Raw genomic sequence first — 18,140 nt, forward strand, 5'->3', positions numbered from 1 at the left:
AAATGATCGGACGGGATCTCGTCACCATTCCTGAGCTAACTCAAGAACAGTCGCTGGTGGACCTGTGGGGATTTGAACCCCAGACCCCCTCGATGCGAACGAGGTGCGCTACCAGACTGCGCCACAGGCCCTTGCGACGTGTGAAACCTTAGCACTCCGATCGGGGTGCTTGGAAATCCGTTCCCTGGCTGGTCAGCTCGGTGGCCGGGAGGGGTGGGGTGCGCTGCGGGGTCACTCGTTGGCGGCGCGGGGGCGGTCGCCGTCGGCGTACTGGTCGAAGAGGGGGGTGCGGCCGCGCTCGCGGGAGCGGCGGCCTGCGGCGGCTCGGCGGGCCGGGGCCTGGGCGTCTGGGGTGGCGTCTGGGGTGGGGGTGTCGTCGGCGGGCGGGGGCGCGTGGGGGGCGCGGTCCGTCGCGGCGGGTTCGGCGGCGCTGGAGCGGGCCGAGCTCCAGGTGTCGGGTGCGCCCAGGTCGACGCTGGTGGTGGCGCGCGGGGCGACCGGTGCCGTGACGTAGGTCGGCAGTGGCACCGGGACCGGGTCCCAGCTCTCGCCGCGGGCCGTGCCGCGCTCGCGCTCCCGCTGTTGGTCGACCCACTCGGCGTGATCGGTCTGCTCGACGAGCGCACGGCGGTCGGCGGCGAGCGCGGAGAGTCCCGGCTCGGGGGCCGGTTCGGGGTGGTCGTCAGGATCGGCGGCGGGTGTCGCGGGGCGTCGGGTGCCGGTGCGGCGCTCGCGCAGCCGCTGTGCGGCGAACTCGGCACGGCGCCGGTCCATGGTGTACGTGAAGCGGCGGCGCTCCTGGGAGCGCAGATACACGATGTACGCGCTGAGCAGGGCGGCGGGGGCGGCGGGCGCCCAGAGGAACCCCAGGCCGCCGACGGCCGCGACGATCGCGCCGACGCTGAAGGCGAAGAAGAGCGCCACCGTGGTACGGCGGCGGCGTGCGAGTACCTTCGAGCGCCGGGCCCGCGCGGCGGCCTCCTGGCCCGCAACGCCAGCACCGCCCGACCCGCCAGCGCCGGTCCCTGCGCCCTGGCGTGCGCGCCGGGCCGGGGCCGAGTCCGGGTGCTCGGCGTCCGAGGGTACGGCGGGCGCGGAGGGCATGGCGGAGGACCGGACGTCGATGGCGCGGGAACCCGTCACGGGCTCGGTGCCAGCGTCCGGGCCGGTCCCGGGCTCATCCTCTTCGGTGCGCTGCCGCAGGTCCTTCGCGTACCGGCGCTCCATACCCGCCCGGCCGGACAGCAACCGGATGGCCGTGCTGAAGCGTTCCGTCGGACGGGCCTCATTGAGCTCGTCCTGCCTGCGGAGCCACATCGGCACCAAGTAGGCGGCCCAGGCCCCGACGATGACTGCGTAGATGAGGCCGCTGCTGCTCACGCTCACACGGTAGAGGGGTTTGCGTGAGGCCATCTGCCAATTGCGCCGGTGTGTCGCACGATCTGGCTGATATCTCGAACTTTTTTTGTGACTGGTGCGATCAGCAGCCTTCAATCCCGGGCATATAGCGGGTCAACTGACCCTAGTATTCGAACACTTATTTTATTTATGAGAGTTCCCGTGTTGTGCCTGGTGCCAGCGGTTCAGCAGCCCGTCGGTCGCCTCTTCGACGGTGAGCGCGAACACCAGATGGTCCCGCCAGGCCCCGTCAATGTGGAGATAGCGCGGCCGCATCCCCTCCCCGCGGAATCCGAGTTTCTCCACCACCCGGCGACTTGGCCCGTTCTCCGGGCGAATGCATACCTCGACCCGGTGCAGCCCGACCGTGCGGAAGCAGTGGTCGACCGCCAGCGCCACCGCGGCGGGCATCACCCCGCGGCCCGCGACCGACTGGTCGACCCAGTAGCCGATATGGCCCGAGCACATCGAGCCCCAGGTGATCCCGGCGACCGTCAGCTGCCCGACGAGGTGCCCCTGGTAGTCGATGACGAAGGGCAGCATCCGCCCCGCGTTGGCCTCCGCGCGCAGATGGCGCACCATCTGGCGGTACGTGGGCCGCCGGGCGGGAAGTCCGCCGGGTACGGGCGGCGGAATAGTCGCCTCCCAGGGGCGCAGCCACTCGCGGTTGCGGCGGTTGACCTCACGCCAGGACCGCTGGTCGCGCAGCTTTATGGGGCGGAGGACGATATCGCCGTCCGCCAGTTCCACGGGCCAGGAGGGGCCGTTCAGCTCGGACTCCCGGGTCTGGGGTGGTCGCCGCCGCGGATCTGTTCGACGGCGTGCGTCAGCACCTTCCCCAGTACGGCGAGCCCGTCACGCACTCCGCCCGTCGACCCCGGCAGGTTCACGATCAGCGTGTGCCCGGCGACTCCGGCCAGGCCACGGGAGAGCGCGGCGGTGGGCACCTTGGCGGTGCCGTACGCGCGGATCGCCTCCGGGATGCCGGGGATCTCGTAGTCGAGGACGCGGCGGGTGGCCTCGGGGGTGCGGTCGGTGGGCGAGATGCCGGTGCCGCCGGTGGTGAGGATGACGTCGTATCCGGCGGCGGCGCCCGCGCGCAGGGCCTGCTCGACGGGGTCTCCGTCGGGGACGACCCGCGGCCCGTCGACCTCGAAGCCCATGGCGGCGAGGCCGTCGGCGAGTATCGGGCCTCCCTTGTCGGCGTACACACCGGCCGCGGCGCGGTTGGACGCGGTGACGACGAGGGCGCGCAGCGGCGACGGGCCGGGCTGCGACGACGTACCCGACTGTGCCGGGCCGGACCGCGACGTCATGGCTGCGTGCCTTCCCGCGTGGAGCGCGCCCAGTCGCCGGACTTCCCGCCCGTCTTCTCCTCGACCCGTACGTCCGTGATGACCGCGCCCTTGTCGACCGCCTTGACCATGTCGACGACGGTGAGGGCGGCCACCGAGACGGCTGTCAGGGCCTCCATCTCCACGCCCGTGCGGTCGGTGGTCTTCACCGTGGCGACGATCTCGACCGCGTCATCGGCCACCGACAGGTCCAGCTTCACCCCGGACACCGCGAGCGGGTGGCAGAGCGGGATCAGGTCCGGGGTGCGCTTGGCGCCCATGATGCCCGCGATACGGGCGGTGGCGAGGGCGTCGCCCTTGGGTACCCCTTCGCCGCGCAGCAGCTCGACCACGCGGGGCGCGACAAGCACCCGGCCGGTGGCCCGCGCGGTGCGCGCGGTCACGTCCTTCTCGGAGACGTCGACCATTCGGGCGGCGCCCGCTTCGTCGATGTGTGTCAGTCGGTCCTGCGTGGTCATGCGTGGCGCTCCCGGTGGGGCCTGTGCGGGCCCGTGTACTGGCCCTGTGTGGGCAGACACGGTACCCGCACCGGGAGGTACTCAGCCGAGCAGTACCACGTCCAGCTCGGTGTCGGGCTCGACCTCGGTGGTGTCCTCCGGGATCACGATCAACGCGTCGGCCTGCGCGAGGGCCGCGATGAGGTGGGAGCCCGCGCCGCCCACCGGGGTGACCGTGCCCTCGCCCGGTGCGTACGAGCCCCGCAGGAACTGCCGCTTCCCCGCCGGGGAGCTCAGCGCCTTCTCGGCCCGCAGCACCGCGCGGACCGTCTCGCGGTGCACATCCGGCAGGCCCATCAGCGCGCGGATCGCGGGGCGCGCGAAGAGCTCGAAGGAGACATACGACGAGACAGGGTTCCCGGGCAGGGCGAGCAGCGGGGTGTGGTCGGGGCCGATGGAGCCGAAGCCCTGGGGCTTGCCCGGCTGCATCGCCAGCTTGCGGAACTCGATGCCGCTGCCCGCCTCGTCCTCGTCGCCCACCTGGGAGAGGGCTTCTTTGACGACGTCGTACGCGCCGACGCTGACGCCGCCCGTGGTGACCAGGAGGTCGGCGCGGATCAGCTGGTCCTCGATCGTGGCGCGCAGCGTCTCGGCGTCGTCGGCGACGGCTCCGACGCGGTAGGCAAGGGCGCCCGCGTCGCGGGCCGCGGCGGTGAGCGCGAAGCTGTTGGAGTCGTAGATCCGGCCTTCGGTCAACTCCTCACCGGGCTGAGCCAGTTCGCTGCCGGTGGAGAGCACGACCACGCGGGGGCGGGGGCGCACCCGCACCCTGGCGCGGCCGATCGCGGCGAGCAGGGCGATCTGCGGGGGGCCGAGCACGGTCCCGGCGGCCAGGGCGCGCTCACCGGCTTGTACGTCGCTGCCACGCGCGCGTACATGCGCACGGGCCGCGGCGGGGCGGTACACGCTGACCTCACCGGAGGCGCCTTCGGGAGCGGCACTGTGCGGGGTCATCGTGCCGACGGGGCCCTCGCCGAGGCCTCCGTCGGTCCACTCCACGGGGACGACGGCCTCGGCGCCCGGCGGCAGCGGCGCACCGGTCATGATGCGGGCGGCCTGCCCCGGGCCGACGGTGAGGCCACCGGCGCTGCCCGCCGCGACGTCGCCAATGACCTCCAGGGCGGCGGGGAACTCCTCGCTGGCGCCCGCGACATCAGCCGTACGGACCGCGTACCCGTCCATGGAGCTGTTGTCGAAGGGCGGCAGCGAGACGGGCACCGTGATGTCGTCGACGAGAACGCAGCCCTGGGCGTCCAGCAGCTGGAGCTCGATGGGTTCGAGCGGGCGGACCGCTGCCAGGATGTCCTCAAGGTGCTCGGTCACCGACCAGATGTGGGTCTGGCCGGAGATCTGTTCCGTCGCGCTGGTGCTCAAGATCCCTGCATCTCCTCGGTGACGTAATCACGCAGCCAGGTCCGGAAGTCCGGGCCCAGGTCTTCACGTTCGCACGCGAGTCTGACAATGGCACGCAGGTAGTCGCCACGGTCGCCGGTGTCATAGCGGCGGCCCTTGAAGACCACGCCGTGCACCGGGCCACCAAGCTCCTCGTCGGCGGCGAGCTCCTGGAGTGCGTCGGTGAGCTGGATCTCGCCGCCGCGGCCCGGCTCGGTCTTGCGGAGTATCCCGAAGACGGCCGGGTCCAGGACGTAGCGGCCGATGATCGCGAGGTTGCTCGGCGCGTCGGCCGGGTCGGGCTTCTCGACCAGGCTGGTGATCTGGACGACGTCGCCTTCGCCGGTCGGCTTGACGGCCGCGCAGCCGTAGAGGTGGATCTGCGCGGGGTCGACCTCCATCAGCGCGATGACGCTGCCGCCGTGCTGCTGCTGGACCTCGACCATGCGCTGCAGCAGCGGGTCACGCGGGTCGATCAGGTCGTCGCCGAGCAGCACCGCGAAGGGCTCGTGACCGACGTGCGGGGCGGCGCACAGGACGGCGTGACCCAGGCCCCTGGGGTCGCCCTGGCGGACGTAGTGCATCGTGGCAAGGTCGCTGGACTCCTGGACCTTGGCGAGTCGGGACTGGTCGCCCTTCTTGGTGAGGGCCGACTCCAGTTCGTAGTTGCGGTCGAAGTGGTCTTCCAGCGGGCGCTTGTTGCGCCCGGTGACCATGAGGACATCGTCCAGACCGGCGGAGACGGCCTCTTCGACCACATACTGGATCGCCGGCTTGTCGACTACGGGCAGCATTTCCTTCGGTGTGGCCTTGGTGGCCGGAAGGAAGCGGGTACCGAGGCCTGCTGCCGGGATGACAGCTTTGGTGATCTTGGGGTGCGTCTCAGTCATGCTCCGAAGCGTAACCGGTACGTATGTACGGAAGGCGCCCCTCCCGTTATTTCGTTCCCTGACGGGTACAAAGAGAGGTTTGTGAAACAGTTGTGAACACCGGCAGTGACGACGGTACCGGCCCCACCGAGAAGAGCGCCCTGCGCCGAGAGCTCCTCGACCGCCGACGCCAACTCACCCCACAGGACGCACAGAACGCCGCCGCGGTTCTCGCCGAACGCGCGCGGGAACTCGATGAGCTCGCGGAGGCGGGCACCGTCGCGGCCTATGTGTCGGTTGGCCGGGAGCCGGGCACGCGCGCGTTGCTGACGGACCTTCACGCGCGCGGGGTACGCGTCCTGCTCCCGGTGCTGCTCGCGGACAACGACCTCGACTGGGCCGCGTACGACGGAGACGAGCACCTCGCGCGCGCGGGGCGCGGACTCCTGGAGCCCGACGGCGCGCGGCTCGGCCCGGACGCCGTCCTGGAGGCGGACGTCGTCCTGCTGCCCGGGCTCGCGGTGGACTCCGGCGGGCTGCGGCTCGGCCGGGGCGGCGGCTCGTACGACCGGGTGCTGGACCGGCTGGCGAAGGCGGGCGCCGACCCGGTCCTGGTGGTGCTGCTCTACGACCACGAAGTGGTCGCGCGGGTCCCCAGGGAGCCGCACGACCACCCCGTAGACGCGGTGGTGACGCCGTCGGGTGTCAGGCGGTTCACCGCCTGACACCCGTAGGGCCGGGACGGGTCAGTACGAGCCGCGGAGTCCTACGGCCTGAACACCAGGTGGGCGGCGGTGCTGTCCTTGACCGCCTGTTCGCTGAACGGCCAGTCGAGCAGCTCGCCCTTGGCCCATTTGTCCGTCTGGTCGGTGTAGTTCGAGCTGTAGGCGTGCCCCGACGCACCGGTGAGGTTGATCCACTTGGACTTGTCGAAGTCGTCCAGGTTCACCACCATCCGCATCGACGGCACCCAGGTCACGGCGTAACCGCCCGCCGCGTTCCAGCCGGTGGCGTTGACCGCGCCCTCGCCGCCGCCCAGCTTCCACGGACCGCGGTTGAGCATCCACTTCATGAAGCCGGGGCCCTCGGTACCGATGGTCTGGTTCTTCAGCTCCAGGGTGTGCAGGCGGCCCCAGCTCCAGCTGTCGATGTCCTTGCCCAGCTTGGCGGTCAGCTCCCAGCGGGCGTCCTTCATGGCGCGGGCGAAGAGCTGGTCGCGGGTCTTGGTCTCCTCGTCCAGGCGCGACCCGGGCGAGTGCCACCACTCGTTGTCCTGGTCGTCGAGGATGCTGCGGACCACCTCGAACCAGCGGTCGCCGCCGTCCGGCTGGGCCGCGTCCGCGGCCCGCTTGCCGCACTCGCTCACCCGCTTGTTCGGGTCGTCCACCGGACCGGTGTTCTTGGCCGGTGCGACGCGGATGCACTCGCCCTTGACCCGCAGCTCCTTGGGCAGCTTGTCGCCGAAGGACAGCTTGAGGACGTTCCGCCAGACCGCGTTGAAGTACGCGGCGGCCGCCGAGTCGGCGTCCTGGGTGTAGTCCCAGCCCTCCAGGAGCTGCTGCGCCTCACGGACGTAGGAGTCCGAGATGTCGATCTTGAGCAGCTTGGGTGTCAGCATCTTGGCGATCTCGCTGCTGTTGTCCAGCTGCATGGTGCGCATGTCGTCGGTCGAGATCTTGCCGTTGTTCTTGATCTTCGAGGCGATGAGATCGTTGATCCGCTGGCTGCGCGCCCCGTACCCCCAGTCCTCGGTGAGCTTGTACGGGTACTTCTCGGCGTCGACCACGGCCTGGTTGGCGGTGACGATGTAGCCGCGCTTGGGGTTGTACGCGTACGGCAGCGCGCTCTGCGGGATGTAGCCGGTCCAGTCGTACGCCGTGTCCCAGCCGGGCGCGGGGAGCGAGCCGTCGCCCTTGCCGCGGGTGGGGATCTTGCCCGGCGCCTGGTAGCCGATATTGCCCTCGGTGTCCGCGTAGATCAGGTTCTGCGAGGGCACCTCGAAGTCGGCGGCGGCCCGCCGGAACTCCTTGAAGTCCTTGGCCTTGTTCAGCGCGAAGACCGCGTCCATCGACTTGCCCGGCTCCAGGGCGGTCCAGCGCAGCGACACCGCGTAGCCGTCGGCGCGGTCGGGCGCACCGCCGCCGTTCGGTGCCTCCTGGCCGACCGTGCCCAGTTCCTTGCTGCGGTCGGAGAGGAGCGGGCCGTTGCCGGTCTCGCGGACCGTGATCTTCTTGTTCTTGCCGCCCGCGACCTTGATGGTCTCCCGGCGGGTCTCGAAGGGCTGGACCTTGCCGTCGCGCAGGTAGCCGTCTCCCTGGAGCTTCTCCAGGTAGAGGTCGGTGACGTCGGCGCCGAGGTTGGTCATGCCCCAGGCGATGTCCTGGTTGTGGCCGATAATCACACCCGGCAGGCCAGCGAAGGTGTAGCCGGAGACGTCGTACTGGCACTTCTTGGCGTCGCCCGTGCAGTGCAGGCCCATCTGGTACCAGATCGACGGCAGCTGGGGAGCCAGGTGCGGGTCGTTGGCGAGCAGCGGCTTGCCGGTGGTCGTGTGGGCGCCGGAGACCACCCAGGAGTTGGAGCCGATGCCGGAGCCGTTCGGGCCGAGGCCGTCGGGGAGATCGTCCAGGATCTCGGAGAGGCCGGAGAGCTGGGTGGTCGTGCCGTCGGGGACGGTCTCGCCGCCTGCTAGGCCGGTGCCTGTTCCTGTGCCCGTACCGGTGCCTGTGCCCGTGCCTGCTGCCCCCTGCTGGGTGCCGGCGCCAGTGCCCGTACCCGTACCCGTACCCGTGCCCGCTTCAGCGCCCGTACCCCCGTCAGTCTGCGACGGCGTGCCCTTGGGGTCGTACGTCTCGGTGGTGCGGTCGACCGCACCACCCTCGATGATCGGCTTGTGCAGGTCGTACGGGTACTCGGGGTACAGGTCGGCGATCTGCTTCGGGCCGAGCCTGCTGTACATGAGGGAGCGGTCGATCTCGTCCTTCATGTTCCCGCGCAGGTCCCAGGCCATGGCCTTGAGCCAGGCCACCGAGTCGACCGGCGTCCACTTCTCGATCTTGTAGTCGTTGGTGAACCCGAGGGCCGCGTACTCGACGGAGACGTCCTCGCCGTTCTTGCCCTTGAGGTACGCGTTGACCCCGTCGGCGTAGGCCCGCAGGTACTTCTTGGTCTCGGCGGAGAGCTTGGTGTCGTACTCCTCCTTCGCCACCCGGTGCCAGCCGAGTGTGCGCAGGAACTCGTCGTTGTCGATCTGGCCCTTGCCGAACATCTCGGACAGCCGACCGGAGGTGAGGTGCCGCCGTACGTCCATCTCCCAGAAGCGGTCCTGCGCCTGGACATAGCCCTGGGCCTTGAACAGGTCCTCGTCCGTCTCGGCGTAGATCTGCGGAATGCCGTTGCCGTCCCGCCGTACGTCGACGGGCCCTGCGAGGCCTTCGAGCTTGATCGTCCCCTTGGTCTGCGGGAAGGAGGCACGCACCGTACTGATGCTCCAGTAGGCGCCGTAGCCCACGGCTGCGATCAGCGCCAACACCAGCACGATCACGATCAGGCGGGCGCGTCGCCCCTTCTTCCTGCCGGTCCGCTGACCGGAAGGGGCGGTGGTGTTCGCGGGCATCGCTGTCCTTGTGGGTCTTCGTTCGCCTTCGAGAGCCTTCGAGTCAGGCGAGTGGCAGAGCGGTCCTGGAGTGCTGGAGCAACCATAGGCGGAGGGCATAGCGGCCCTGGACGCGGTGTCCGCAAGGTATATCGCACCGATGATCAGGACCGTAAGGAACGCGTCAAGATTAGGTAGGGTAACTAGACAAGTTAACTAAGTCCTGTCACTCGTGAAAGGAACAGCCGCTGACTGTCGACCAGTTGAACCAGCTCCTTCTCGTCTGCTCGCTCGTGCTGCTCATCGCCGTCGTCGCGGTGCGCGTCTCCTCGCGCAGCGGACTGCCCAGCCTGCTCCTGTACCTGGGAATCGGGATGGCGCTCGGCCAGGACGGCATCGGCGGCTTGGGCTTCGACGACGCCGAGCTGACGCAGGTGATCGGCTATGCCGCACTGGTGGTGATCCTGGCCGAAGGTGGCCTGGGCACCCAGTGGAAGGAGGTCAAACCCGCGCTTCCCGCGGCGGCGGCGCTGTCGACCGTCGGCATCGCGACGAGCGTGGGCATCACGGCGGCTGGTGCGCACTATCTGGTCGGGCTTGAGTGGCAGCAGGCGCTCATCATCGGCGCGGTGGTCTCCTCCACCGACGCGGCGGCGGTCTTCTCGGTGCTGCGCCGGGTGCCACTGCCGTCCCGGGTGACCGGCGTCCTGGAGGCCGAGTCCGGCTTCAACGACGCCCCGGTGGTGATCCTGGTGGTGGCCTTCTCCACCGTGGGTCCGATCGACAGCTGGTACATGCTCGTCGGCAAGATCGCCCTCCAGCTGGCCATCGGGGCCACGGTCGGCCTCGCGGTGGGCTGGCTTGGCGCGTACGGCATCCGGCATATGGCACTGCCCGCGTCCGGCCTCTACCCGATCGCGGTGATGGCGATCGCCGTCGCGGCCTACGCCGCCGGGGCGCTGGCCCAGGGCAGTGGCTTCCTCGCCGTCTACCTGGCCGCGATGGTCCTCGGCAACGCCAGGCTGCCGCACTGGGCGGCGACCCGGGGCTTCGCCGACGGTCTGGGCTGGCTCGCCCAGATCGGCATGTTCGTCCTGCTCGGGCTGCTGGTCACGCCGAGTGACCTGCTGCCGGACGCTCTGCCCGCGATCGTGGTGGGCCTCGTCCTGACGATGGTCGCGCGGCCCGTGTCCGTCCTGGTCAGCCTGTTGCCGTTCCGGCTGCCGTGGCAGGAGCAGACCCTGATGTCCTGGGCCGGGCTGCGCGGCGCCGTGCCCATCATCCTGGCCACGATTCCGCTGGTGACGGGGATCGAGGGCAGTGACCGCATCTTCAACATCGTCTTCGTCCTGGTCGTCGTCTACACCCTGGTGCAGGGGCCGACGCTGCCCTGGCTGGCCAAGGCGCTGCGGCTCGGCGACTCGTCGGAGGCGGCGGACCTGGGGATCGAGTCGGCGCCACTGGAGCGGCTGCGCGGCCATCTGCTGTCGGTGGCGATCCCGCCGAAGTCGCGGATGCACGGGGTGGAGGTCGGGGAGCTGCGGCTGCCTCCGGGCGCCGCCGTCACGCTGGTCGTACGGAGCGGGAAGTCCTTCGTACCGCAGCCGAACACCGTGCTGATGCGCGAGGACGAGCTGCTGGTGGTCGCGACCGATCCGGTACGCGACGCCGCTGAGCAGCGGCTTCGGGCGGTCGGGCAGGGCGGAAAGCTGGCGGGGTGGCTGGGGACCGGGGGCGGTACGCGGGGCGGGGCCAGGGGCGGGCGTGCCTCTGGGACCGCCACTGGGCCCGCCTCTGGGCGCACCTCTGGGCGCGGCAAGCGAACGTCTGGTTAATCACAGGCAGAAAGCTGCTTTGCTTGCGCTTTTCAGAGGCGGAGACGCGCATGAACCCTTACTATGAAGGAACACTGAAAAGAACCACCTCTGCCTGATGCAGAGCTGGCGCGACCGCACGGCGGCCGCGGCCCTGTGCAGGGGCCGGGTATCACCGACGTTCCTGCGCAAGAGGACAGCTCTCGGCGTCGTCAATACGGGCGCGCTACCAGGCGGCAGAAAGGCCTAGGCCGTGGCATCCACGGTCAGCTCCGACTCGGACTCGGGCTCCTACTCGGGCTCCGGCTCCCGTCCCGGATACGGGCAGCTCCTGCGCATTCCTGGCGCTCTCTCGTTCGTCCTGCCCGGCTTCGCCGCGCGGCAGCCCTTCGCCATGCTGACGATGTCGATCGTCCTGCTGGTCCAGCACACCACCGGCTCGCTCGGCAACGCGGGCGCCGTCGCCGCCGTCGCCGGTGTCTCCATGGCCCTGTTCGCCCCGCAGAGCGGCAAGCTGGCGGACCGCTTCGGGCAGCGTGCCGTACTGATCCCCGGCGTCCTGGTGCACGCCACGGCGGTCGCCCTGCTCGCCACGCTCGCACTGACGGACGCGTCGCTGTGGGCGCTGTTCGTGGCCGCCGTGCCGGTCGGTGCCTCGGTACCGCAGGTCGGTCCGATGGTGCGGGCCCGCTGGGCCGCCGCGCTGGACCGGCCCGAGCGCGCTCGTCTGACCCAGACGGCCGCCGCCTTCGAGTCGGTCACCGACGAGCTCACGTTCGTCGTCGGGCCGGTACTCGCCACCGCGCTGTGCACCTGGGTGCACCCGGGCGCCGGTCTGGCCGCCGAGGCCGCGCTGACCCTCGCGGGCGGCCTGCTGTTCGCCGCGCAGCGCGCCACCCAGCCGCGGGCCTACGGCGTGCGCGGCGACGCGGACGCGGGTGTACGGAACGGCGGCGCGATCGACGGCCACGCGCGCGTGAAGCCGGTTTCCGCCCTGTCGGTGCCCGGTGTGCGGGTCCTCGCCGTGGCACTGCTCGGCATCGGAACCGTGTTCGGCGGCATGCAGGTCTCGCTGACGGCCTTCGCGGAAGAGGCCGGACAGCCGGGTGTGAACGGCCTGCTGTACGGCACGTTCGCCGCGGGCAACATGCTCGCGGGCATCGCGTTCGGCGCGATCGCCTGGAAGATCGGACCGCAGCGTCGGCTCCTGTTCGGATACACGGCGCTGACGCTCATGGCGTCCACCCTGTGGGCGGTGCACTCGGTCCCGCTGTTCGCGGTGGTCGGGCTGCTGGTCGGCGTGTGCATCGCGCCCGCCCTGATCACGGGCTTCACGCTGGTCGAGACGCTGGTCCCGGCGTCGGCCCGCACCGAGGCCTTCACCTGGCTGACGGGCGCGGTGGCGCTCGGGCAGGCCGCGGGCGTGACAGCGTCCGGACAGCTCGCCGACGCCCAGGGCGCGAGCGCCGGATTCCTGGTCCCGCTGGCCGGTACGGCGCTGGCGCTGGCGACCCTGGTGGCACTGCGCTCACGGCTCACACCGGCGTCCCAGGGGCGGACCGTGGCGCGTGGCGTCGGTCACCGCGTACCCGTAACAGTGGACTGATCCGACGGAATGCGTCACTATTGAGCGTCGTTAGCACTCATCGAGTGAGAGTGCCAGGAGGAAGCAAGTGCCGACGTACCAGTACCAGTGCACCGAGTGCGGCGAGGGCCTCGAGGCGGTGCAGAAGTTCACCGATGACGCCCTGACCGAGTGCCCCAGCTGCGCGGGACGCCTGAAGAAGGTGTTCTCCGCCGTCGGCATCGTCTTCAAGGGGTCGGGCTTCTACCGCAACGACAGCCGCGGCTCCTCGTCGAGCAGCGCGCCAGCGTCGACGCCCGCCGCGGCCTCGTCCTCGGCCAGCTCCTCGACGTCCGCGTCGTCTTCTTCGTCGTCCTCGTCCTCGTCGGCGCCCGCCGCTTCGGGGTCGAAGAGCTCCAGCGGTGGTTCCTCCGCCGCTTGACGGACACCTCACAGACTGAACTGAAGGGCCCCGCGTTCCTATGAACACGGGGCCCTTTACGCTGCTTACTCCTGATCAGATGGCGAAGGGGACGGGGAACCGGATGGCGAACGCGGAAATCGGTGTGATCGGCGGATCGGGTTTCTACTCCTTCCTGGAGGACGTCACCGAGATCCAGGTGGACACCCCGTACGGGCCGCCGAGCGACTCACTCTTCCTCGGCGAGGTCGCCGGGCGCCGGGTCGCCTTCCTGCCGCGGCACGGCCGCGGACACCACCTGCCGCCGCACCGCATCAACTACCGCGCCAACCTGTGGGCCCTGCGCTCCCTCGGCATACGCCAGGTGCTGGGCCCGTGCGCGGTGGGCGGGCTGCGGCCCGAGTACGGACCGGGCACGCTCCTGGTCCCGGACCAGCTGGTGGACCGCACGAAGGCGCGGACGCAGACGTACTTCGACGGCCAGCCGCTGCCCGACGGGACGGTGCCGAACGTGGTGCACACGACGTTCGCCGACCCGTACTGCCCCGAGGGGCGCGGGGCCGCCCTGAAGGTCGCGCGGGGGCGGGCCTGGGACGCGGTGGACGGCGGGACGATGGTGGTCGTCGAGGGGCCGCGCTTCTCGACCCGCGCCGAGTCCCGGTGGCACGCCGCGATGGGCTGGTCGGTGGTCGGGATGACCGGGCACCCAGAGGCCGTGCTCGCCCGCGAGCTGGGGCTCTGCTACACCTCGCTCGCGCTGGTGACGGACCTGGACGCGGGGGCCGAGACGGGCGACGGCGTCTCGCACACCGAGGTGCTGCGAGTGTTCGGCGAGAACGTGGGCCGACTGCGGGACGTGCTATTCGACGTGGTGGGTGCGCTGCCGAGGACGGAGGAGCGGGACTGCCTGTGCACGCACGCGCATGACGGGTGGGACCTGGGCATCGAGCTGCCCTAAGCCTCGCCTGTGGCCGCCTGACCTCGTCTGCCCCCTGAACCTCACCTTCGGGTGAGCGAGTTATCCACAAGTGGGCGCGGGTCCACAGGCCTCAGCGGGATCTGGCGCGAGCCTGCATCGTGAGGAGCGTTCAGCCGACGTTCCTCACGACAGGCGGTGGTTGCCATGTCCTCTTCCCACTCCCCCACTTCACCCGAATCACCTTCTTCTTCGCCCTCTTCGCCTTCTTCGCCCTCTTCGCCCTCTTCAGCGGTCCCTCCCCCGTGCGAGGTCCCGCACTTCTCGCCGCTGCGCGTACGCGGCGGACAGCGGCAGCTGCTGCACGCGGTACGTCGTAGGCGGCGGCCGCTGGCCGCGGGGCTCGCGGTAGCCGCCGTCGCACTCGCGGCCGCCGGGTCCGGCAGCCTCGGCCCGTCGGGAGGCCAGGAGCGGGCCGCGGCCGCGCCGGAGGAGGGGCGAGAACGGGAACGGGAACGACGGGCCGTCGAGCTGGTGTCGGCGCCGGTACGGATCGCGGACGCGGGGGCGGTGCGGTTGCTGCGCCCCGGTGACCGGGTCGACGTCATCGCGGCCGAAGAGGGCGGGGACGCCCGGGTCGTCGCGACGAAGGCACGGGTGGTGGAGCTGCCCGAGACCGGCGACGAGGCGGCTGGCGACGCGACATCGGCCCAGGAGTCGACATCGGTCCAGGGAGCCCAGGGCGGAGCGCTGGTCGTCCTGTCCGTGCCCCGCCCCACCGCGGCGCGGCTGGCGGGCGCGGGAGCGACGGCGCGACTGGCGGTGACCCTGTGCTGAGCGCCCTGCTGAGCCCCCTGAACCGTACGCGTGTGCCGTCAGCTCACCTGTTCGTGTGCGCTGATTGGACGGAGTTCGGCCGCACCGGGCCTAATGGCACGGCCAACCGCACCAAAGAAGAAGGGCTCCGTGGTGAGCGAGCAGAAGAAGCCGAACGTTCTGGAAGGCTTCAAGGCATTCCTGACCCGTGGAAACGTGGTCGACCTGGCGGTCGCGGTGGTCATCGGTGCCGCGTTCACCAACATCGTGAACTCTGTGGTCAAGGGAGTCATCAATCCCCTGGTCGGTGCCTTCGGGACGCAGGACCTCGACAACTACAGCTCCTGCCTCAAGGCGCCCTGCAGCGTGGACCCGGAGACGGGCGAGGTCGCGACCGGCATCCCGATCATGTGGGGTACGGTCCTCAGCTCGACGCTCAGCTTCCTGATCACCGCCGCGGTCGTCTACTTCCTGATGGTCCTGCCGATGGCCAAGTACCTGGCCAAGGCGGAGCAACGGCGGAAGGCCAAGGAAGGGGTGCACGAGACGATCGAGGTGAGCGAGCTGGAGGTGCTCAAGGAGATCAGGGACACCCTCGTCGCCCAGCGCTCCGCGCCTGGCACCAGCGCTGGTCCCGTGTCCGGCACCGGGTCCGTACCTGGACAGAACGCCTAGGACCTGCTCAGAGGTGGTGCGGCGGCTTCTCGTCGAGGAAGCGCGCCAGGTCGGCGGCGCTGGTGTCGCCACCGGCGGTCGGCCGCTCGCCCCACCCGCGGTCCGTGTCGTCCGACGACTGCTGGTCCAGCGGATCGTCGAAGACGAGCGCGGGCTTCGGCTTGGCCACGGCCTTCGCGGCACGGGGTCCGGGGCCAGGTGTGGGGGCGGTGCTCATGCCTCCAGCGTACGTGGCCGCCCCGGACCGCCCTGCGGCCATCCGGCCCCGGTGTCCGCCGTGCGGGCGGCTCCGGCCGTGGCGCCGTCCGGCGGGCGGTTCCCGGGCGCCCCCCGCTGGGACGCTGTCGGGCATGACGAGCCAGCCAGAACACCCCGTGCGCCCGATGACCGCACGCAGCCGCCATGACACCCACCGCGCGGCCACCCCACTGGAACTCTTCTTCGACCTCGTCTTCGTCGTCGCGGTCGCCCAGGCCGGGGTGGAGCTGGTGCACTCGCTCGCCGATGGGCACCCGGGCGAGGGCGTGCTGAACTACGCGATGGCGTTCTTCGCCATCTGGTGGGCGTGGATGAACTTCACCTGGTTCGCCTCGGCGTACGACAACGACGACGCCCTCTACCGGGTGGTGACGCTGGTCCAGATGTCCGGTGTGCTGATCCTCGCGGCCGGGATCTCCCGTGCCTTCCAGGAACACGACTTTACGCTGCTCTGGCTCGGCTACGCGGTGATGCGGGTCGCGCTGGCCTCGCAGTGGCTACGCGCCGCCAGCGGCGCCGAAGGCGCCGAGAAGCGGGTAGCCCGGCGGTACGCGGGTGGGGTGTTGCTCTGTCAGGTCGGCTGGTCGGGGCTGTTGTTTCTGCCTGAGGGCGGCAGGTCCTGGGTGTTCCTGGTGATGGTCGTCGCCGAGCTGTGCGTACCGGCCTACGCCGAGAAGGTCCGGCCCACCACCTGGCACCCGCACCATATCGCCGAGCGGTATGGCCTGTTCACCATCATCGTGCTCGGCGAGACGATCGCCGCGGCCACGGTCGCCGTGAAGTCGGGGGTCGACGAGCACGACGCGCTGGACGAACTGCTGCCGATCGCCGGAGGCGGGCTGCTGCTGGTCTTCGCCGCGTGGTGGGTCTACTTCGCGACACCGATCGCGGGGCACCTGCGGTCCAACCGGGAGAGTTTCCTGTGGGGTTATGGGCACTACCTGATCTTCGCCCTGGCCGCGGCGATCGGCGTGGGTCTGGAGGTCGCGGTGGAGGAGGCGCTGGGCGAGGCGCATATCTCCACGCTCGCCGCGTCCGCGGCGGTGACGGTGCCGACGGCGCTGTATCTGCTAGCGGTGTGGTTCCTGCACGCACGGCACTTCAAGGTAGGTATGGCGCAGCAGCTGGTGCTGCCGGTGACCGCGGCGGCGGTGCTGGCCTGTACATACGCGGGCCAGTGGGCGGTGCTGGTCACGGGTCTGGTGATGGCGGCGGCGGTGGCCACCGGGGTGACGCTGACGGCCCGCACGGCCCGCATGGGTCGCATGGCCCGCGCGGGGGCCAACTAGCGTGGTACGCATAGGTCATGGACTCTCCGCTCGGCCACTCGCAGCCCACGGATTCGCTGACCGATGTGCGCGGCCTGCGGGTCGGGCACGCTACCCGCAGTGGGGAGGGGTGGCTGACGGGCACGACCGTCGTGCTCGCGCCTGAGGGCGGTGCGGTGACGGCTGTGGACGTGCGCGGTGGGGGTCCTGGCACGCGGGATACCGATGCGCTTGACCCGCGCAACCTGGTCCAGCGGGTCGAGGCTGTCGTGCTGACCGGCGGTAGCGCGTATGGGCTTGAGGCGGCGTCCGGGGTGATGGCGTGGCTGGAGGAGCAGGGGCGTGGCTTCCCGGTGGGCGGCCCTGGGCGGGTGGTGCCCGTGGTGCCCGCCGCCTGCGTCTTCGATCTTGGTCGGGGTGGCGACTGGCGGGCCCGTCCGGACGCGGCCCTGGGTCGGGAGGCGGTGGCCCGGGCGTCTACCGAGGTCGTCCAGGGCAGTGTGGGCGCGGGTACCGGTGCGGTGGCGGGTGGGTTGAAGGGCGGCGTCGGCACCGCGAGCGTCCGGTTGTCCAGCGGCTACACGGTGAGTGCCCTGGTGGTCGTCAACGCGGTGGGCGCGGTGGTGGACCCCGCGACGGGGGTGCTGTACGGGCGGTACGGCGCGGGCCCCGTCACGTACCCACCGCAGGAGCTGCACACCCGGGCCCAGGCCCGGCTGGCCGAGGCCCGCGCGGAGACGGACCGCCGCCAGGCGACGGAGGGGGAGGGCGCGGGGGCAGGGGGCGCGGGGGCGGAGGGGGCGGGGGCCCCGCCGTTTGGGGAGCCGCCGCTGAACACGACCCTCGCCGTCGTCGCCACCGACGCCGAACTCACCCGCGCCCAGGCGCAGAAGCTGGCGGGGACGGCGCACGACGGGCTCGCGCGCGCGGTGCGGCCGGTGCATCTGCTGCACGACGGGGACACGGTGTTCACGCTGGCGACGGGTGACAAGCCGGTGCCCGAGGGGGTGTTGGAGTCGCTCATGGCGGTGAACGCGATTCTGGCGGCGGGGGCGGACACGGTAGCCCGCGCCATCGTGAAGGCTGTCGAGGCCGCCGACACGGTGGACGGACCCGGTGGCGTCTTTCCCGCGTACCGGGACCTCTACCGGGACCTCTACCAGGACTGACGGCCCTTCGGGCACGCGTCGGTCCGGGCGCGCGCCGGAGGGAACCGGTGTCGGCCGTCGTACGTTTTCCCGAACCCAGGACACGATGTCCGACCCAGGCACTACGGTGAGCGGTCACAAGGTGACATGCAGC

General features: G+C 70.7%; 17 protein-coding genes and 1 tRNA gene. 9 read left to right on the top strand and 9 right to left on the bottom strand.

Translation table 11 applies throughout. From position 1 onward, the window contains the following. Window positions 1-54: 54 nt before the first annotated feature. From GCN81_RS26670 to galU, 7 genes are all read right to left on the bottom strand, one after another. Window positions 55-131 (bottom strand) — tRNA-Ala (locus tag GCN81_RS26670). A gap of 100 nt (window positions 132-231) precedes the next feature. Next, window positions 232-1,380, bottom strand: a complete 1,149-nt coding sequence (gene sepX, locus GCN81_RS26675) for a divisome protein SepX/GlpR (protein WP_156727038.1) — start codon at window positions 1,378-1,380, stop codon at window positions 232-234. 162 nt (window positions 1,381-1,542) lie between these two features. Then, window positions 1,543-2,169, bottom strand: a complete 627-nt coding sequence (locus GCN81_RS26680) for a GNAT family N-acetyltransferase (protein WP_156727039.1) — start codon at window positions 2,167-2,169, stop codon at window positions 1,543-1,545. Continuing rightward, complete coding sequence (locus GCN81_RS26685) at window positions 2,166-2,714, bottom strand: MogA/MoaB family molybdenum cofactor biosynthesis protein (RefSeq protein ID WP_156727040.1); 549 nt, start codon at window positions 2,712-2,714, stop codon at window positions 2,166-2,168. Before GCN81_RS26685 ends, GCN81_RS26680 begins: the two co-directional genes overlap by 4 nt. Continuing rightward, a complete protein-coding gene (gene moaC / locus GCN81_RS26690; protein ID WP_156727041.1) occupies window positions 2,711-3,211 on the bottom strand; it encodes a cyclic pyranopterin monophosphate synthase MoaC in 501 nt (166 codons plus the stop codon). The genes GCN81_RS26685 and moaC overlap by 4 nt, the downstream gene beginning before the upstream one ends. An 81-nt stretch (window positions 3,212-3,292) precedes the next feature. Then, window positions 3,293-4,624 carry a molybdotransferase-like divisome protein Glp gene (gene glp / locus GCN81_RS26695; protein ID WP_156727042.1) on the bottom strand — a complete coding sequence of 444 codons (1,332 nt, stop codon included), beginning with the start codon at window positions 4,622-4,624 and terminating at the stop codon, window positions 3,293-3,295. Continuing rightward, a complete protein-coding gene (galU, locus tag GCN81_RS26700; RefSeq protein WP_156727043.1) occupies window positions 4,621-5,532 on the bottom strand; it encodes a UTP--glucose-1-phosphate uridylyltransferase GalU in 912 nt (303 codons plus the stop codon). Before galU ends, glp begins: the two co-directional genes overlap by 4 nt. A 92-nt stretch (window positions 5,533-5,624) precedes the next feature. Between galU and GCN81_RS26705 the strand changes: the two genes are divergently transcribed. After that, a complete protein-coding gene (locus GCN81_RS26705; RefSeq protein ID WP_156727044.1) occupies window positions 5,625-6,236 on the top strand; it encodes a 5-formyltetrahydrofolate cyclo-ligase in 612 nt (203 codons plus the stop codon). Window positions 6,237-6,277: 41 nt separating this feature from the next. On the opposite strand, the gene GCN81_RS26710 is transcribed toward GCN81_RS26705, so the two are convergent. Then, on the bottom strand, window positions 6,278-9,127 hold the full coding sequence (locus GCN81_RS26710; RefSeq protein ID WP_156727045.1) for a penicillin acylase family protein: 2,850 nt from the start codon (window positions 9,125-9,127) through the stop codon (window positions 6,278-6,280). A gap of 242 nt (window positions 9,128-9,369) precedes the next feature. Here GCN81_RS26710 and GCN81_RS26715 point away from each other — a divergent pair, with 242 nt between their 5' ends. The 6 genes from GCN81_RS26715 to GCN81_RS26740 all read left to right on the top strand — a co-directional run bounded on the left by GCN81_RS26715 (window position 9,370) and on the right by GCN81_RS26740 (window position 15,312). After that, window positions 9,370-10,941 (top strand): potassium/proton antiporter, encoded by a 1,572-nt coding sequence (locus tag GCN81_RS26715; RefSeq protein WP_231626981.1) that lies wholly within the window; start codon window positions 9,370-9,372, stop codon window positions 10,939-10,941. 232 nt (window positions 10,942-11,173) lie between these two features. Then, the gene (locus GCN81_RS26720) at window positions 11,174-12,526 is read left to right on the top strand and encodes an MFS transporter (RefSeq protein ID WP_231626982.1); all 1,353 of its coding nucleotides are present in this window, start codon (window positions 11,174-11,176) and stop codon (window positions 12,524-12,526) included. A gap of 67 nt (window positions 12,527-12,593) precedes the next feature. Then, on the top strand, window positions 12,594-12,926 hold the full coding sequence (locus GCN81_RS26725; RefSeq protein ID WP_156727047.1) for an FmdB family zinc ribbon protein: 333 nt from the start codon (window positions 12,594-12,596) through the stop codon (window positions 12,924-12,926). Window positions 12,927-13,029: 103 nt separating this feature from the next. Further along, window positions 13,030-13,863 carry an S-methyl-5'-thioadenosine phosphorylase gene (locus GCN81_RS26730; protein WP_156727048.1) on the top strand — a complete coding sequence of 278 codons (834 nt, stop codon included), beginning with the start codon at window positions 13,030-13,032 and terminating at the stop codon, window positions 13,861-13,863. A gap of 165 nt (window positions 13,864-14,028) precedes the next feature. Then, entirely contained in the window at window positions 14,029-14,658 is a 630-nt protein-coding gene (locus GCN81_RS26735; protein ID WP_156727049.1) for an RcpC/CpaB family pilus assembly protein, read from the top strand. A gap of 93 nt (window positions 14,659-14,751) precedes the next feature. Continuing rightward, window positions 14,752-15,312 (top strand): large conductance mechanosensitive channel protein MscL, encoded by a 561-nt coding sequence (locus GCN81_RS26740; RefSeq protein WP_156727050.1) that lies wholly within the window; start codon window positions 14,752-14,754, stop codon window positions 15,310-15,312. A 7-nt stretch (window positions 15,313-15,319) separates the two neighbouring features. On the opposite strand, the gene GCN81_RS26745 is transcribed toward GCN81_RS26740, so the two are convergent. Then, the gene (locus GCN81_RS26745) at window positions 15,320-15,529 is read right to left on the bottom strand and encodes a hypothetical protein (protein ID WP_156727051.1); all 210 of its coding nucleotides are present in this window, start codon (window positions 15,527-15,529) and stop codon (window positions 15,320-15,322) included. Between the two features lie 133 nt (window positions 15,530-15,662). Here GCN81_RS26745 and GCN81_RS26750 point away from each other — a divergent pair, with 133 nt between their 5' ends. Together GCN81_RS26750 and GCN81_RS26755 are read left to right on the top strand one after the other, a co-directional pair. Beyond that, entirely contained in the window at window positions 15,663-16,859 is a 1,197-nt protein-coding gene (locus GCN81_RS26750; protein WP_156727052.1) for a low temperature requirement protein A, read from the top strand. Between the two features lie 17 nt (window positions 16,860-16,876). Next, a complete protein-coding gene (locus GCN81_RS26755) occupies window positions 16,877-18,007 on the top strand; it encodes a P1 family peptidase (RefSeq protein WP_156727053.1) in 1,131 nt (376 codons plus the stop codon). Window positions 18,008-18,140: the final 133 nt, after the last annotated feature.

It is taken from the genome of Streptomyces apocyni (assembly GCF_009739465.1).
In the GTDB taxonomy this organism is placed as follows: Bacteria; Actinomycetota; Actinomycetes; order Streptomycetales; family Streptomycetaceae; genus Streptomyces; species Streptomyces apocyni.

Coding starts and splice junctions, on each gene's coding strand:
- GCN81_RS26685 (WP_156727040.1), bottom strand. CDS start 2,714: ATGACGTCGCGGTCCGGCCCGGCACAGTCGGGTACGTCGTCGCAGCCC.
- moaC (WP_156727041.1), bottom strand. CDS start 3,211: ATGACCACGCAGGACCGACTGACACACATCGACGAAGCGGGCGCCGCC.
- galU (WP_156727043.1), bottom strand. CDS start 5,532: ATGACTGAGACGCACCCCAAGATCACCAAAGCTGTCATCCCGGCAGCA.
- GCN81_RS26710 (WP_156727045.1), bottom strand. CDS start 9,127: ATGCCCGCGAACACCACCGCCCCTTCCGGTCAGCGGACCGGCAGGAAG.
- GCN81_RS26730 (WP_156727048.1), top strand. CDS start 13,030: ATGGCGAACGCGGAAATCGGTGTGATCGGCGGATCGGGTTTCTACTCC.
- GCN81_RS26735 (WP_156727049.1), top strand. CDS start 14,029: ATGTCCTCTTCCCACTCCCCCACTTCACCCGAATCACCTTCTTCTTCG.
- GCN81_RS26740 (WP_156727050.1), top strand. CDS start 14,752: ATGGCACGGCCAACCGCACCAAAGAAGAAGGGCTCCGTGGTGAGCGAG.
- GCN81_RS26745 (WP_156727051.1), bottom strand. CDS start 15,529: ATGAGCACCGCCCCCACACCTGGCCCCGGACCCCGTGCCGCGAAGGCC.
- GCN81_RS26750 (WP_156727052.1), top strand. CDS start 15,663: ATGACGAGCCAGCCAGAACACCCCGTGCGCCCGATGACCGCACGCAGC.
- GCN81_RS26755 (WP_156727053.1), top strand. CDS start 16,877: ATGGACTCTCCGCTCGGCCACTCGCAGCCCACGGATTCGCTGACCGAT.